The 16,999-nt window shown below is 41.6% G+C and carries 16 protein-coding genes; 11 read left to right on the top strand and 5 right to left on the bottom strand.

Features of this window, described 5'->3' with window-relative positions; translation table 11 throughout:
- Positions 1-89: 89 nt before the first annotated feature.
- On the bottom strand, positions 90-1,733 hold the full coding sequence (locus RT269_RS16175) for a sensor domain-containing diguanylate cyclase (protein ID WP_313184077.1): 1,644 nt from the start codon (positions 1,731-1,733) through the stop codon (positions 90-92).
- A 300-nt stretch (positions 1,734-2,033) separates the two neighbouring features.
- Here RT269_RS16175 and RT269_RS16170 point away from each other — a divergent pair, with 300 nt between their 5' ends.
- The 6 genes from RT269_RS16170 to RT269_RS16145 are packed head-to-tail and all read left to right on the top strand — an operon-like array spanning position 2,034 to position 9,208.
- Positions 2,034-3,020, top strand: coding sequence for a winged helix-turn-helix transcriptional regulator (locus RT269_RS16170; RefSeq protein WP_313184075.1), 987 nt, complete (start codon positions 2,034-2,036; stop codon positions 3,018-3,020).
- 47 nt (positions 3,021-3,067) lie between these two features.
- Positions 3,068-3,763, top strand: a complete 696-nt coding sequence (locus RT269_RS16165) for a hypothetical protein (protein WP_313184074.1) — start codon at positions 3,068-3,070, stop codon at positions 3,761-3,763.
- A gap of 32 nt (positions 3,764-3,795) precedes the next feature.
- Positions 3,796-5,097 (top strand): C4-dicarboxylate ABC transporter, encoded by a 1,302-nt coding sequence (locus RT269_RS16160; protein WP_313184073.1) that lies wholly within the window; start codon positions 3,796-3,798, stop codon positions 5,095-5,097.
- A 23-nt stretch (positions 5,098-5,120) separates the two neighbouring features.
- Positions 5,121-7,274, top strand: coding sequence for a hydantoinase/oxoprolinase family protein (locus RT269_RS16155; protein ID WP_313184072.1), 2,154 nt, complete (start codon positions 5,121-5,123; stop codon positions 7,272-7,274).
- Between the two features lie 25 nt (positions 7,275-7,299).
- On the top strand, positions 7,300-7,869 hold the full coding sequence (locus RT269_RS16150; protein ID WP_313184071.1) for a hypothetical protein: 570 nt from the start codon (positions 7,300-7,302) through the stop codon (positions 7,867-7,869).
- Positions 7,847-9,208, top strand: coding sequence for an FAD-dependent oxidoreductase (locus RT269_RS16145; RefSeq protein ID WP_313184069.1), 1,362 nt, complete (start codon positions 7,847-7,849; stop codon positions 9,206-9,208). The genes RT269_RS16150 and RT269_RS16145 overlap by 23 nt, the downstream gene beginning before the upstream one ends.
- Positions 9,209-9,241: 33 nt before the next feature.
- Here RT269_RS16145 and RT269_RS16140 read toward each other — a convergent pair whose 3' ends face one another.
- The 4 genes from RT269_RS16140 to RT269_RS16125 all read right to left on the bottom strand — a co-directional run bounded on the left by RT269_RS16140 (position 9,242) and on the right by RT269_RS16125 (position 13,516).
- The gene (locus RT269_RS16140; protein WP_313184067.1) at positions 9,242-10,459 is read right to left on the bottom strand and encodes a 6-phosphofructokinase; all 1,218 of its coding nucleotides are present in this window, start codon (positions 10,457-10,459) and stop codon (positions 9,242-9,244) included.
- A gap of 400 nt (positions 10,460-10,859) precedes the next feature.
- Entirely contained in the window at positions 10,860-11,804 is a 945-nt protein-coding gene (locus RT269_RS16135; RefSeq protein ID WP_313184065.1) for a tyrosine-type recombinase/integrase, read from the bottom strand.
- A 67-nt stretch (positions 11,805-11,871) separates the two neighbouring features.
- Positions 11,872-13,019 (bottom strand): IS3 family transposase gene (locus RT269_RS16130; RefSeq protein WP_313184064.1). Its coding sequence is split into 2 segments (ribosomal slippage): positions 11,872-12,758 and positions 12,758-13,019, totalling 1,149 coding nucleotides; the frame shifts between segments, so codons are not numbered across the junction.
- 155 nt (positions 13,020-13,174) lie between these two features.
- On the bottom strand, positions 13,175-13,516 hold the full coding sequence (locus RT269_RS16125) for a hypothetical protein (RefSeq protein WP_313184063.1): 342 nt from the start codon (positions 13,514-13,516) through the stop codon (positions 13,175-13,177).
- Between the two features lie 248 nt (positions 13,517-13,764).
- On the opposite strand from RT269_RS16125, the gene RT269_RS16120 reads away from it, so the two are divergent.
- The 5 genes from RT269_RS16120 (at position 13,765) to RT269_RS16100 (ending at position 16,961) form a co-directional block, all read left to right on the top strand.
- The gene (locus RT269_RS16120) at positions 13,765-14,058 is read left to right on the top strand and encodes a hypothetical protein (RefSeq protein ID WP_313184061.1); all 294 of its coding nucleotides are present in this window, start codon (positions 13,765-13,767) and stop codon (positions 14,056-14,058) included.
- A 641-nt stretch (positions 14,059-14,699) separates the two neighbouring features.
- Positions 14,700-15,053, top strand: coding sequence for a hypothetical protein (locus RT269_RS16115; RefSeq protein WP_313184059.1), 354 nt, complete (start codon positions 14,700-14,702; stop codon positions 15,051-15,053).
- On the top strand, positions 15,054-15,458 hold the full coding sequence (locus RT269_RS16110; RefSeq protein ID WP_313184058.1) for a hypothetical protein: 405 nt from the start codon (positions 15,054-15,056) through the stop codon (positions 15,456-15,458). It begins immediately after the preceding gene.
- 57 nt (positions 15,459-15,515) lie between these two features.
- Positions 15,516-16,046, top strand: coding sequence for an NUMOD4 domain-containing protein (locus RT269_RS16105; protein WP_313184094.1), 531 nt, complete (start codon positions 15,516-15,518; stop codon positions 16,044-16,046).
- Between the two features lie 126 nt (positions 16,047-16,172).
- On the top strand, positions 16,173-16,961 hold the full coding sequence (locus tag RT269_RS16100) for a DUF2971 domain-containing protein (protein WP_313184057.1): 789 nt from the start codon (positions 16,173-16,175) through the stop codon (positions 16,959-16,961).
- The last annotated feature ends 38 nt before the right edge of the window (positions 16,962-16,999 follow it).

Genomic DNA, 16,999 nt, shown 5'->3' with positions numbered 1-16,999 from the left:
TCGCTGCTTGCTCATAGCCTCATAGTTGCTATCGCAGCTTGTCAGAAGGGTGCTGCTAAATCAATGATTGATTTACAGCACCCTTAATTTTATAATTTTGGCATACTCATGCCAGGTTCATAAACTGCATACTGGCTGCGGCCGTGTTTCTTTGCATGATAAAGAGCAATGTCAGCCTTTTCATATAATTCCTCAAATACGGTTCCGTCTTCCGGATAGGCGGCCGTTCCCAGACTGCCGGAAATATGAGCTTCCGGTTCCAGAGCGCTGCCGATGAGACTGCATAAATTTTCCAGGCGAGCGTACAAATCCATGCTGTAAGCCACATCTTTTAATAATATGATGAACTCATCGCCTCCCAGCCGTCCAAAGATATCATCACGCCTTAACGCGGATTTAAGTCTTGAAGCGGCGCGGTGGAGGGCCTTATCTCCAAACTGATGGCCGTAATTGTCATTCAGTTGCTTGAAACGGTCAATATCCAGCATGATAAGGATGTGATGCCCCTGGCTGTTTTTTAATGTATTGCGTATTGCATGTATGGCAGTTGCCCTGTTCAGCAAGCCGGTAAGGGAATCCTGTTTGGAAAGCTCCTGAAGATTCAGGGCCTCCCGTTTGGCTGCATCAATATCCTTAATGAGAATAAATGCCTTAATTGTATCAGTATAAGGATCAGAAACAATCTGCACCATGCCAATCCCCCAGTAGACGGTGGAATCGGGGCGTATACGCCGGTGTTCCAGCCGTAAGGACCGGTTCCCACGATAGTAGTGGTAGAGCAATTGGTTTTTATTGAAGAATTTCAGAAACATCTCCCGGTCTTCTTCAAATATGTGATTCTCTGCTATGTAGTTCATAATGCTGGAAAAGGAATTGGAGACATATTCCGGCATGGTCTGAGTCATTTCTCCAATGATTTCTTCAAATAAGTCAAATTTTAGATTATATTCATAATAGCCGATACAGTCCTTTTTCTGCTCACGCATGTATTCCATCCACTTCTGATATGCCAGTTCTTTTTCATATTGATCCGTAATATCCTGGTAGGATATGATTCCCCTGAGAGGTTTTTGCTCCTCAGTACACACCAGTGAGTATTGTGAGGAAAACCAATGATAATCTCCGGAACATATTTTCAGGCGTGTGATGCACTTTCCCTCGGGTATCCCCTTTTCCATGTCATCATAAAAATCCAGAAAGTCGGTGACGCTTTCCTTGTGCACAATGCCGTTTTCAATAAGGAATTCGGGGGAGAGCGGCTGGGTGTAGGGAAAGGGGAAAGTTCTGGAAAATTCAGGCGAGGGGGATAGGGTTCTGGAAGGGATGTCATAGATGCTTACAAGGCAGCCGGAATGCCGGCTTGCCAGCCGGTATTGTTCTTCACGGATCCGTAAGTGTTCCTGGAATTTTTTCATACATGTGATATCGGAGATCGCACAGTACAATATTTCCTCCTCAGGGATATAATTCAATTGCAAGGAACACCAGATGCAGCTTTTTTGTATTTTTGCTTTGAATTCCAATTCAAAGCTGGCTGCTTCACCTGTCAAGTGGCTGCGAATTTCCGTCAGCAGCTCCGGATATTCTGATTCACATACCATGTCCTGAAGGGAAGCAGGCGTTTGAAACAATGCTTTAATCGCCTGATTGGAATAAAGAATGGTAAGATCTTCATCAGTTTTAAGCTTCAGTATGCCGCAAGGAATGCGGTCTAAAAAAGTTTCTCCGTTCATTTTCACTTTCTCCCATAAGTGCTATGAAAATAGAAATAGGCCTTATATAGAATATATGAAGCATGTTGTCAAAAAATGCATAAAAAGATATTAATATAGAAAACATTTTGAAATAGATGAATTTCGGCTGACGGTCATAAAACATTGGAGGATTTTGACAAATTCGAAAAATAAATTCGTGCACATTGCTTAAAATAGAAGAGATCGTTAAGATTCGATTGACAATTTGTTACAATTGATATATTTTTAAAACAGAACTTATTTCGGAGACCGAAAAAAGAAGGAAGGCGTTGTACAAATATGAAAAAAAGCGGTTTACAGGACATGAAACGGGAAAATTTGCGATTGATCATGAATGTGATTTTAGAAAAGGAAACGGTTTCCCGTATAGAATTATCTGAGATCATAGGGCTTTCACCGAGTACGGTTTCATCTCTGACATCGGAATTAATAGAAAAAGGCTGGATCGTGGAAAATGGTGTGACCACATCCACGGGCGGCAGAAAAAGGATCGAATTATCGGTTAATGACAGCAAAGGATATATTGCAATTTTGGAAATTGGCTGGAGAAGGGCCGTCTTGCATTTTTTAGATCTGGCGCTGGAAAAAAAGCATAGCGTTCTGATATCCGATTATTACATTACCGGCAATGAACTGCTTGAAAAGGTCGCCCATTGCATAAGAGAGGATGCGGATAATTTTTGCAATGGGAAGCTGGCAGGAATCGGGCTTTTGTTCCAGGAGGATATGAGCCCCAGTGATTTTAATGTTATGTATTCCACCTCATTGTCTTCTGCCAGCATATCATTTTGTGAAGCGGTGAAAACCCAGTTTAAAGTACCCGTCATGGAAGAATATTCCCAGGTTTATTCCTTCCGGCAAATCATGAAAAAAGAAGAGAGTCCCAACAGTGCACACATTGAGATTGGGAAAAAAATTTTCGTTTCCATAACCTCCAATGGGACGTTTCTTGATATGACGGAGGGAAAGAAAGCGGATATGACCCCCTTTGTTGAAAATACCGGAAAAAAAATGACCGCAGACAAACTTTCCGAAGGAATAGTTAATATATTGCAGATGATCTGCATGATGTTTCCCATCGAAAACGTATATCTGTCAGGCAGGCTGGATGAGGGAGACCGTCTGGCAGAACGTGTAAGCGGGCAGTTAAAGAAAAGTCATTTATTAAAACACGCTGTTGAAGTCAAGGCAATAAAGCCTGTGATTAACCATATGGAAACAGATTTAGGTAAGAGAGTACTGAAAAAAGTAATTTATGAAATGTAGCCGTCCGGACGGCCGCCGGATGACCGCATTTCAGAGAGGAGATGTTAATGGATTTTAAAGAAGTGGTAAATGAAAACAGATTTACCCTGGTTGTCAGCCTGCCGGAAAACAATCTGGAACTGGCAAGAGCCGCATTAGAAGGAGGAGCCCAGGCAATTAAAGTTCATGCAAATGTATGGCACCGTGCAAGCGGCCATACATTCGGAACTTATGAAGAGAACCGGCAGTTCCTGAAAGAATTGATTGATCTATGCAAGGATGTGCCGGTTGGACTTGTGCCCGGAGGAGAAGATGCTTTTATTACAAGGGAAGAAAGGCTTGAAGTGGAACAAATGGGACTTCGGTTCTTTTCCTCCTACATTCACCATCTTCCGTGTTATATGATGGAGAGCCGGGTATTGACAAAAATGGCGGCTATTGATGATACGTATGATCAGAATACTCTGGAAGCAGTCCGGCAGTCCGGCATTGATATCTTAGAATGCAGCACTCAGCCGGGATCACGCTACGGGGCGCCGCTTAATTATGCAGATATTTTACGATATTCCCATATATCTGCTAAGGCTGGGAAACCGACTTTAATTCCTACCCAAAAGAAGATTTGCCCGGAGGAAGTAAAGCATCTTTATGAAGCCGGCTGCAAAGCCGTCATGATCGGAGCCATTGTTATGGGGAAGGAACCGTCTGCAGAACAGGTAAAAAAAGTAACCGGGCAGTTCCGGAATGCGGTAGATAAATTATAAACACCATCTAATTGAAAAATGGAGGATTTCGTATGTTACAGGGAACATGTATCATCATTGCTTTTCTTGTTATTGCAGCATTTATGATGGCAAAAAAACTGCCTACTTTGCTGGCTCTGCCCTTTCTGGCCGTTGTCATCTGCGTGATTGCAGGAGTTCCGGCAGTGGGAGTTAATGGGGAAGGGGCTCAGATTGGCTGGCTTTCCACTGTTTTAGAGGCCGGTACTGTCAGAATGGGATCTGCTATCATGGCAGTTATCTTTGGTGCATGGTTAGGACAGTTGATGAATAAGACAGGAGTGACCGAAAATATCATCAAAAAAAGTGCTGAGCTGGGAGGCGACAGGCCGTTAATTGTTACTCTGATCATGGTAACGGCAGTTGCACTTTTGTTTACTACTTTAAACGGATTGGGTTCAGTAATTATGGTGGGAACCATTGTTTTGCCCATATTGATTTCCGTGGGTGTTCCGGCCGTCAGCGCTGCCAGCATATTTTTGATGGCATTTGCAGTGGGACTCAGTTTTAATATTGCAAACTGGACATCATTTTCCAGCATATTCGGATTGGAAATTGATAAAATCAAAGGGTTTGAAGTCTATATGCTGGCTGTAACGCTGATCGCCACCATCATCCTGATTTTTGTGGAATTCAAAAAGAATGGAGTAAAATTTGCCTTTTCCGCACCCGTTTCAGATCAGCTCCAGACAAAGCAGCTGAGAGGAACAGCCGGTGGCCTTGCCATGATCACAGCACTTGTTCCCATCATTCTGGTAGCGTTTTTAAAGGTGCCCGTTGTTCCTTCTTTTTTGGCAGGCATAATCTGGATTCTGCTGTTTACATCCAAAAGCTTTTCCAAAGCCATGAATCTGCTTGTAAAAACCTGTTATGACGGAATTACCGATGCAGCGCCTGCAATCATCTTAATGGTGGGCATTGGAATCTTATATCTTGCAGTGACTCACGCCATGGTAAAGGAAGTGCTGAACCCATTTTTGCTTGCCGTAATACCAACTTCAAAAGTCGGATACATAATCTTTTTCTCCATTCTGGCACCATTATCCCTATACAGAGGTCCTATGAATCTGTTTGGTCTGGGTTCCGGAATAGCAGCCCTGGTGATCGGACTTGGGACACTGAATCCGCAGGCTGTTATGGGGGCTTTTCTTTCCGCAGAAAGGATCCAGGGCTGTGGGGATCCCACCAATACACAAAACGTCTGGACGGCTAATTTCGCCGAGGTAGATGTGAATACGATTACAAAAAAACTATTGCCCTATCTTTGGACGATTTCCGTAATCGGTGTGATAATCTCAGCATTCATTTACTTTTAAGCTAGGACAGGAGAATTGAATTTATGAAAGTACGCATCGGGATTGATGTGGGCGGTACCTTTACGGATGCCGCTGCCATTGATAATGAAACTTTTGAATTAATAGGAGTGGTGAAAACTCCTACGACCCACAATTCCAGGCAGGGGGTGGCAGAAGGAATTGTTCAGGCACTGCAGCGCATTATGGAGGATTGTCATATTAATCCGGATGACGTTGTTTTTATCGCTCACGGTACGACTCAGGCAACCAATGCACTTCTGGAAGGAGATGTGGCTCCGGTTGGAATTGTGACCCTGGGAAGCGGGTTGCAGGGGGCAAAAAGCAGGTCGGATACCAATATCAGCAATATAGAACTGGCAGCCGGTAAATTTTTGGAAAGCCAGAACGAATATGTGGACACTTCGGATAAAGACAGTCTGGGAAGCAGGATCGTGGATGCAATCCGCTCCTTAAGAGAACAAGGGGCTTCCAGTATTGTAGCTGCAGAGGCTTTCAGTGTGGATGATCCGTATCATGAGAATCTGGCTCTGGAAAAATGCAAGGAAATGAATATCCCGGGTACGGCTACCAATGAAATATCAAAGCTATACGGTCTGAAAATAAGAACCAGGACGGCCGTAGTGAATGCCAGCATTATGCCTAAGATGCTTGAGGCGGCGACTATGACGGAAACGAGCATCATAGAGGCTGGAATCAAAAATCCTCTCATGGTAATGCGCTGTGATGGCGGCGTAATGACCGTGGATGAGGTAAGGAACCGGCCGATTATGACAATTCTCTCGGGGCCGGCAGCCGGTGTTGCCGGCGCTCTGATGTATGAAAAGCTGACGGATGGCCTTTTTTTTGAGGTCGGCGGCACCTCCACGGATATATCCTGCGTAAAAGATGGCAAGGTTATGATCCAATATGCAGAAGTGGGAGGACATAAAACCTATTTAAGCAGTCTTGATGTCAGAACCGTGGGCATCGGCGGGGGAAGCATGGTACAGATAAAGGATGGTAAGGCCGTTAACATGGGGCCGCGAAGCGCTCATATTGCCGGTCTGGATTATGAAGTTTATACCGATGCCGACCTTATTAAGAATCCAAGGCTGATGACGGTCAGGCCAGTTCCTTCTGATCCGGAGTATGCGGTTATTGAATGTGACAATGGAGTACGGTTGACCCTCACCATGGCGGGAGCCGCCAATATTGCCGGTTACGTCAGACCGGAAGACTATTCCTATGGGAATGTGGAAGCAGCAAGGAAAGCCTGGAAGCCATTGGCAGATCAAATGGGCTGTACTGTGGAAGAGGCGGCAGAAAAGGCTATGGCATTTGCAGCAGCCAAAAATGCAAAGGTTGCAGAACAGCTTATAAAGGACTATAAAATGCGCCCGGAACAGACTGTGTTTGTAGGAGGCGGAGGCGGAGCGGCCAGCGTGGTTCCTCATCTTGCAAAGACCATGAAGCATAAATACCGGATCGCAGGCAACGCCTCGGTGATTTCTACCATTGGTGTCGCTCTTGCCATGGTACGGGATATGGTAGAACGGACGGTGTCAAGTCCTTCCCAGGAAGATATTTTAAGCATTCGCAGGGAAGTGGAACAGAAAGCAATCCAGAGCGGCGCCGCGCCGGGGACCATTGAGGTTCATGTAGAAGTGGATACGCAAAAAAACCTTTTAAGGGCAATTGCTGTAGGTGCCACGGAAATGAGAAGTAAGGTCTTAGGCAATACAAAACTGACGGTTGATGAGCTTCTTAAGATTTGTGCCGAAAATATGGATATGAATCCGGGAGAGTTATCCATAACTGCTCAAAATGGAGTGATGTATGCCGTACAGTCCCAGAGACTGGAAAAGAAATTTCTGGGATTGGTGAAAAAGAAAACTACTCCCCTTCGGCTGATTGATGAAGAAGGTGTGATCCGCCTTCAGAAAAGCAATGCTCTGGTTTCAGAGGTGAAGATTGTGGACTGGGAAACAAAAATCGAATGGTATCTGGAAGAGCTGACGGTGTTTAATGATGGCGGTGCCAATCTGCCCAATATTTATCTGGTATCAGGGAAACGGGTCATTGATTTATCCGGGCTCCAGAGCAAAGCGCAAATTTGTGCACTGGGAAATGCGGAACTGACGGGTTTTGGCAAGGATGAAAAGGTTTTGATCATTGCGACCGGCCGGACAGAAGGATAAATGCGGATAAGGTGGTGATTGGATTTTGAATACGAGTTCCATGCCGTTTCCGGGGAAGGAATTGGCACAGGATGAATTAAGCCGTGACAGCTGTTATCATAAAATCCGGTCCGAGGACAGAAAAAGGATCACAGACCGGGCGTGGCAAAAGGGAGAAGCGGCAGCAGAAATGATTTTTGGGCGTTACAATGGGGAAAAAGATTTTTTTAGAATTGCAGCAGAAAGCGGTTTAACCTGCGAGAAGGTTGATGCTGATTATGTTGTGGGAAACCAGAGATATTTCAGTGATTATCTGACCGGACAGAAGAGGATCCATCTTTATTTGAGATCCATTTCACTTTGGGCAAAAGAAAATAAAATGGAGATGGGGGAAGCTATGAATTTGATTTTAAGCCATGAATATTACCATTTTCTTGAATGGAGTGAACTGGGATTTACAAGTAAAGAATATCTGGTGCCAATGCTAAGGATTGGCAGTCTGAAAATCGGACGGACCGGGATCCGGGCACTATCAGAAATCGGTGCTCATGCCTTTGCCTGCCGCTATGATCAGCTGATAAAGGAGGAGAGATATGAAACAGAACTTAACCTATGATGTGGTCATTATTGGAGGAGGACCAGCCGGTACCGTAGCTGCAATTGCCAGTGCCAGATCCGGAGCCAGGACCCTCCTGGTAGAGCAGAACGGATACTTAGGCGGTATGCTTACGATGGCCGGAACGGGTCCCCAGATGACATTCCATGCAGGAAATACACAAGTGGTGCAGGGAATTGCGGAGGAAATTATAGCGCGTATGGTAAGAGAAGGCTTTTCTCCAGGCCATATGGAGGATTTTGTGGGGTATGCCAGTTCTGTAACCCCGTTTGATGCAGAAGGAATGAAGCTGATTCTTGAGAGCATGGTGAAAGAGGCCGGAGCTGATCTGCTCTATCATACCGTCTATACAGGCTGTGAATGGGAGGACCGCAAGATTTGCAAGGTGCGTTTGTATGCAAAACAGGGGTTCTTTGATGTATCCGCATCCGTGTTCATTGATGCATCAGCAGATGCAGACCTGGCCACCCATGCAGGAATTGGAAGTGTTTACGGCAGGGAGGAGGATCATCTGGCTCAGCCAATGACAATGAATGTCAAGGTATGCAATGTGGATCGGGATAAGATGATTGAATATATAAAGAATAATTCTGATGATATGCTTGAGACCATTCCATTCGTACGTCTGCAGCTGATTCCCAGAAGCGGCATGCAGGGGGCGTATTCTGTTATCAGTAAGGCAAAGGAAAATGGGGAATTCCCGATTGACAGAGATATGGTGCTTTGCTTTGAAACCAACAATTCCGGAGAATACATCCTTAACATGTCCCGGATCATTAAAAAAAGCGCTCTGGATTCTTTTGATTTAACGGAAGCGGAGATAGAGGGCAGAAAACAGGCACATGCCATAGTTGCCTTTATGAGAAAAAACATTCCTGGATTTGAAAATGCAGTTATCGTTACCACAGGGCCGCATATCGGGATCCGGGAAAGCCGCAAGATAAACGGTGCTTATCGGTTAACTGCATCCGATTTATTACAGAACAAAATGTTTGAAGATGCCATTGCCATGGGCGGCTATCCCATCGACATCCATTCCCCTGATGGGGGAACCATGGAGCATCATTATTTGAAAAAAGGAAGCTGGTACTCCATTCCATACCGTTGTTTGTATACAAATGAACTGGATAACCTATTGGTAGCCGGGCGATGCATCAGTGCGACTCATGAAGCCTGTGCTGCGGTCCGCGTAACGCCCATACTGATGGCAATCAGTGAAGGGGCCGGTACAGCGGCAGCGATTGCGGCAAAACAGGGAATAAGTGTTGCATCAATCGACGTAGCACAGCTTCAGAATCTATTAAAGGATCATGGCGCTTTTCTTGAGCCGTATGAATGAACGGAATTTAAGATTCGGAAAAGCATACCATGATTATCTCCGGTACAGGTACACGGGTCTGCCGCTTTCCATCTTTCTTTGAGGCTCACCCTGGATCAGCGGTATGGCATATTCCAGAAATTCCGGGGAGATATCCGTGCCATTGCCGCAGATCCACTGGGCTGGGAACAGCTTTTCCTGATTGCATACTTCGTTGACATCAACGGTGATGCATTCCATGGAATAAGGGGAGTTTCCTGTGCGGTGAAAAGCGACCATTCTTCCGGTAAGACCTTTTAACGCGGCCTTTACTCCTTCTGAGCCCGCTTGCACGGATTCTTCTATGTCGGTTGCAGAAGCAAGCATGCCGCTGCAGCGCTGGTTTACATTCAGTTCAATGGAACGGACCTTTACACCAAAACGGCTACGTACATAATTCTCCAGCATTTTACCGCTTCCGGTCAGCATTTTATGACCAAAGGTGTCCAAACGGACTTCATCCGCGTATTCGCATATAAATTTGCCCTGGGAATCAGAGAGTCCTTCTGAGATGCAGATAATAACGGAATTGTGTTTGTTAAGGGCAGCTTTTACATCCGAAGCAAACTGCTCAAAATCAAAATCCGTTTCAGGAAGATAGATAAGCAGGGGATTATCGCCATCAAATTTTCTGGCCAACGCACTGGCAGCAGTAAGCCAGCCTGCATGACGGCCCATCAGTTCTATGATGGTGACGGACTTTTGCTGGTAAACAGAAGAGTCCAGAACGATTTCACGGACGGTATCAGCCACATATTTGGCAGCACTGCCGTATCCGGGAGTATGATCTGTTAAAATCAAGTCGTTGTCAATGGTTTTGGGAATTCCAATGAAACGGATAGGACTTCCATGATAGGCGGCGTAGCGGGAAAGCTTACTTACCGTATCCATGGAATCATTACCGCCAATATAGAAGAAATATCCGATATCCATAGCTCGGAATTTTTCAAAAAGAGCAGGATAAAAGGGAGAAGACAGATCGTCAGGAAGTTTATAGCGACAGGAACCTAAATAAGCAGCAGGTGTTAATTTCAAAAGCTCCAGCTCTTCTTCTGTCAGGTTATCTGTTAAATCCATATAATTGCCGGACATGAAGCCTTCTATGCCATTGAGCATTCCGTAAACCCTTCCGATTTCAGTCTGGGCCATTCCTTCCTTGATGACGCCGTAAAGGCTTGCGTTGATCACAGCGGTTGGTCCGCCGGATTGTCCTACGATTGCATTTTTCTTCATGTAATAATATCCTCCAAGTTTGCATATGCCATGGGCACCTTCCCTATTCTATAATAGAAAGAGTTTCTTTGCAACTGGGAAATAATTGGCCCATAAAAGGGAGGAGCCGGTGAAATGTGACTTTCACCGGCCAGTTATGAAAAAAAGTTTTATTTTTAACAAGTTTGGAGTTCCTCTTGTTACTATCTTTATTATATAAGACAGATGTGAAAAAAGTTTGTAGAAGTTGTAAATAAATTTTGTACGTCTTGTGAAAAAACTGTGAATGAATGGTATAAGCTTTTTATAAGTGATTACAACTGATTATGCAACTGTAGCTGATTATAACTGAATAATTATGAAATAAGAGTATTATAAAATCGCATTGGTAGTAACGTACTATACAACAAACTATACAACACTATAAAATCTTCTCTATTTCCGTCCTAAACCATTCAATGTCCATGTGAGTATAAACTCTATCTGTTAGGTCTTTTATGGAATGTCCCATAAATTTTTTCCTGGCGTATTCATCAACTCCATATTCTTTTGCGAATGTTGAAAAAGTATGCCTGCCATCATGTAGAACATGACCCAAAATGCCAAGTTCGGATTCTTTCTTCAACAGAGAGTTTCTGAATGAATTTTCAATGTATCTATACGAACCGTGAAATTTTTGTGTTCTTCCAAACAACATAGGCCTTCCTATGTCAATGGCTTCATCGTAATATTTTTGAATTATTGGTAATACCTTTGGATGAATGGGTACTGTTCTATTAATACCATTGCTAGTTTTTACTCCGCCAGTATATGTCCTGTTTTCTAGATCAATGTTATTTACGGCAAGAATAATGACCTCACCTGGACGCCAGCCAGAGTAGCATTGAACAATAATCATGTCAATGAAAAGGTCACCGCTATTATCCCAGAGAATTGCTAGCTCATCTTTAGTGTATGGCCGGCCCTCTCTGGATTTTTGACAGTCCCCTTTGCTTGTGTTTGTTGTAAACGTCCTAGCATAGTTTTCTGTTACAATTCGTCGGAAGACAGCATAATCAAAAAGAAGATTATACAAAGCTTTAATATTGCCTTTTATTATATAAGTTGCAGCAATCTTTCTACCGGCATCGTTCCCCTTTTCACCAATTTTATAGGCAGTTTTTATATGTTCTTCAATAATAGGTGGTAAAAAGTCAACGACTTTGATGTTATAAGCTGGTCCGCAATACTTAAAAACAGCATCATACGATTTGCGCCTATTACCATCTAAGTTATTATCTGATATGTACTTTGATAACCACGCATCATATAATTCTTTGACAGTTAAATCGTTTTTTAAATCATACGGATTCTCTTTATATCTCATGATTGCTTTATATGCATCTATCTTTTTGGACTTGTCAACATTTTTTAGACACAAAGTTAAGTTGATTTTATGAGTTTTCTCGCTCAAACTGTGCAGGAGAAATATAGCCCAGTGCAGAATGCATGCGCTTCGTATTATAGTATAGTTCAATATATTTAAAAATTTCCATTTGAGCTTGTTCTGGTGTTTCAAATCTAGCATCCAGAATAAGCTCTCTTTTTAAGGTTCGATAGAAAGACTCCATCATTGCATTATCATAGGGATTCCCTTTTCGGCTATTACTATGGATGGCTTTATGTTGTTTCAATAGACTTCTAAAATTACCGCTTGTATATTGTGAACCTTGATCGGTATGAACAATTAATCCATCTTCCGGAAGTTCCCGGCCATATCCCTGCATGAAAGCCTCCATTACGAGAGTATCTTTCATGCTTCTTCCCATGGACCAGCCTGTGATTTTTCTGGAGAATATATCTAAAAATACAGCCAGATATAAAACGCCTTTTTTCGTTGGCACATAAGTAATATCGCCAAGCCATATTTTATTTCTCCCAGTAGACTGAAAGACTTGGTTCAATAGATTTGGTCTTTCTTCCATTTGAAGAGAACTATGATAATGCTTATATCGATACCGGGTTCCCTTAGCATATAAGCCCATGGAGCGCATAAGTTTCTGGACACGTTTATGGTTAATCTTTAAACCCTCGTTTTCCAGCACCTTTGAAATTCTTAAACAGCCGTATCTCCCTTTATGCTCTTCAAATATTCGTATGATTTCCTGACTCAGTACCTTGTTTTCAATGGCACGGTCAGATTCTTTACGCTTTAAATATTCATAAAATCCAGAGCGGGATATATTGAGTGTTTTACAGGCCCTCTTGATGTTGTATTTTTCCTGATTATCCTTTAAGAACTGGAATCTCACACATTCTTTTTCTTCAAGAAGGCCCGGAATTTTTTTAACAATTCAAGTTCCTCCTGCAAATGCTTATTTTCATTTTTTAATTTATTTATTTCATACTGATAATTATAAAGTGCGCACCCATGACCAGGGAACGCACTCTCTCCATACTCTTCGTATTCACGAATCCAGCGATATAAACTATTATAATGAATTTCCAGTTGCTTAGCTACTTCAGAGACAGGCATCTCATCATGAACAACAAGCTTTACCGCTGCTAATTTAAAATTCCTATCAAACTTTCTTCTTACCATAAACCATCCACCTTTCACAGAATTCTCTTATCTAAGTGTCTAGTTTATTATACCATGCTCAAAATCCACTTTAAGGCGCCGTCCAAAATAAGGGTGGCACCTCCTCGCTCACCATTAGAATCGGAGGTGAACTATGTTTATATATATTATATATATCATCGGATCAAATCATAAATTCCAAGGCCAAGCAGGAATAGGCCAAAGGTAAGCAAAAGCAAATTCATTACTATGCCAAAGCGTTTGCTCCACAGTTCGTTCTCGCTATATTGAAACGAAAGATCCTTCCCGAAAAAGCGCTTTAAGAAGATAAACTGATTGGTGCAAAGGCCGAATATATGCCAACCACTCAATAAATATCCAATGTATACCAGTACATACCTATCTAATAGACCTGTAATGGTAAGGGCAATTCCCCCTATAATGGGAAAAGCAATCAGAAAAATACCAACTGTCATCCGCGCTGGTATCGGCAACTGCGATCTCTTTTGGTCACTCATGATTGTTACCTCACTTTTAGTTCGCTTTCCCTCCAAACCTCAACAAGCTGCAACAGAGGAATATTACGATCACATTGATTATATCATATTTATTGCTAATTTTAAACAAAAGAGTATCCAATATGAATAATTGACCTCGAATATTCACAACGACAAACCCGGCAAATCGGCATCTGGAAAACGGCATTATAAAAGCAAAAACCACTTTCCAAAAGAACATGAAAATTATTATTTTGAGGAGGAAACTTATGAAAGCAAAAATAGCTATAGAAAAGCTGAAAACCATGTATCCAAAGAACTGTAAGATGGTTAATGGAAGAATGCAAGGTGGTTTTGACGATACCACTTGTGAAGAGGGAGAAGCCATAAACGCGGCTATAAAAGCTTTGGAAAAGCAGATTCCTCAGATGGCAGTTTCAGATGGTAGTGATGAGCAGGATTGGGTCAGATGCCCATCGTGTAAGAGAATAATTGGTGAGAATGATGATATTGATATATCAGATAAGTTCTGTGCTTACTGTGGTCAGGCTTTAAAATTCTAAACTGAAATATAGGAGACAAAAAGCATGGGAGACATGAGGGAAGTTGGAGAATTCTTAAAAGCAGAAGCAAAAAAAACGTCATCAAATCAGGGTCGCTAAGACACCGGATAGAATTCAATAAGTGATTTCTCAATTTGAAAGAAATGGTATCGAGTACAAATTACTCAATGAAACAATAGGCCATTTTCATTGTTGGAGAAAAAACGATACAAAGCTTTTCCAATTTTGGGCAGGTACAGGAAAATAATGGGGCGTAAAAATGGGAGAGGCATTCACAAACTTATCAAGATGCTATTGGCATGAACTAGATTCGCATAATTAACCATATTGTTGAACTCGACAAAATGGTTTGAAGAAAGGAGAATAAATTTGAATGGTTGGGTTAAATGGGTAAGCGTAGCAGTTGCAGTTTCCATAGGGATTTTTATTACGAAGAACCCTGGTTGCTTATGGGCGTTTTTCATTCCGGTCTTCTGTGAATAACGGAGGTATATCGGCTATGAGATATAACTTACATATGCTTTTACGAAAGCTCATAATGTTGTGGACCGTGAAGAACTGCGGAACCTGCGAACATTATGATGGAAGATTTGGTAATGAGAGTTGCTTCTCCTGTGAACGAAGCATAAAGGCGGTGGGATATGAACGAAGGTAGAAAATATACTATTTATGCTGTTGATTTTGACGGGACCTTATGTGAAAGTGTCTGGCCCGGAATTGGTAGTCCTAACACTGCTCTGATTAAACATTTGATTAAAAGGCGAAGAGAGGGGAACAGAGTAATTCTCTGGACTTGTAGATGCGGAAATCGTTTGGAAGAAGCTGTTTCATGGTGTAATTCTCACGGTTTGAAATTTGACGCTGTAAATGAGAATCTGACGGAAATGATAGAGCATTTCGGTAATGATTCACGGAAGATATTCGCTGATGCTTACATAGACGATAAGGCAAAAGTAAAGGCCCGGTATTGTATTCCATATAAGGCGGTGGAATAGATGGATGAGAATCAGCTTAGAAAGTACTGGTCTGCTTATACGGATTCATGGAAATTTATGAAGAATCGACAGATGGTTAAGCCAGAGTATGTTGAGCAGATGATAAAGAAGCATGATAATCCGGTCATGGGCCGGCTATTTTGTCTGGTGGTTTGGCAGGAGATAAAACGGATTCAATCCGGCGGTACTCCTCTTCAGGATAAGCAGTATGAGGAGTGTCTTACCGGAGCATGGAAACTGTTTAAACAGTACAGCGAACCAAATGATACTGATGAATACTGGAATGGTCTTGTTGATATGATCGGGGCCATTTCCAGAGAATATAAAAATTGCTACTTTATAAACAACCTCCTGATTCACGTAACCTTGGAAGAACTTGAACGGATTTGGAGAACAGCAAAGTAATAATAGAAAGGAGCCGACCTCCGGCCGGGGTAATGCTATAGCGGGTCCTTTTTGAAAATGGTAAATGTAGAAACATGGAAAGATACTTACATTTACGGCGAACAGTATCAAGTAAGTAATACTGGTACTGTCAGGAATAAGATAACAGGTCATATATTGAAACCACAATTAGATAATAAAGGATACTTACGTGTTCGAATGAATTTACATGATAAGAAAGCAACGGCGAAAATACATAGACTTGTAGCGGTCGCATTTATCCCTAATCCGGAGAATAAGCTGCAGGTTAATCATATAGACACAGATAAAAGAAATAATGACGTTAGTAATCTTGAGTGGATAACTAATGGAGAAAATCAAATCCATGCTTATAAGATGGGGCTATATCGTGTTACAGGCCAGGGCGGCCGCAAGAAAATCCCTGTATTAAAGGTAAATCTGGTGACTGGTGAAGTAGAAGGAAAATATTCTTCTTTAGCAGAAGCTGCCAAAAGTAATAATATCCACAGTACAAATATTGAAAAGGTTATAAGAGGCGAGAGGCATCATGCTGGTGGGTATGCATGGAAAAGAAAACATGAGGATTGATGATAGCCAGGAACAGTTTAGAATTGCTTAATGTTAATATATTATTGCACATTGGAAATTGAATATTGATAGTTGATATAGTATACGCTATACTATTATATATAGAATTATAAAGGAAGTAAGTATATGTATGATCAATATAAGCGGCTTATACAAGATAAAAATATAAGTACAAATGAAGTTATGGATTACATGATAAAGTATGTTCCAAAAAAGTTATATAGATATCGAACATTTAATAATTTTTGGAAAAATAATTTATTTGATGGCGAGATATATCTTTCGAAACCTAGCCAGTTTAATGATCCATTTGATGGTGTCCCCAATATTAAGATTAATAAATTCTGGGATATATGTGGAAGAAAGATATTTTATGATAATACGGGTATAGACATTGAGCTAAACATGGAATCTGCAGAAGATATCTTTGATATAATACAATTGGAAGTCAAGCAATTTACCCAGGAAAAGATGAGGGTGGCTTGTTTTTGCGAACAATGGAATTCACTTTTAATGTGGGCACATTATGCAGATTCCCACAAAGGATTCTGTATAGAATATGATACCACTATGATTCCTGATCATACAAAGCGTTTTTTTCTTCCTGTTATATATCAAAAACAATTTTATGATTCTACATATGATTTTGAGGGTAACCAATATAATTCATTTAATTTCTTATTTCATAAAGCTCAAGAGTGGGAGTACGAGAAAGAGTGGAGAATTGCAGTTTATGAAAAACAAATTAGAGCAAATATTAATTTGAAAGATAGCATTACGTCTGTAACTCTTGGAATTAATTGCCCAGAAGAATATAAAAGAGAAATCATGATTTGGGCCAATACAAACAATAAAGCTGTTTATCAAACAAGTGTTTTATATGATAAATATGAACTTATGAGAACTATAATTTAATATATTTAAAAAACCAACTATCAATTTTCAGTTATTGG

Origin of the sequence: Lacrimispora sp. (assembly GCF_032078915.1) — a bacterium.
Taxonomy (GTDB): domain Bacteria; phylum Bacillota; class Clostridia; order Lachnospirales; family Lachnospiraceae; genus Lacrimispora.
This window is presented reverse-complemented; position numbering and strand designations above follow the sequence as displayed.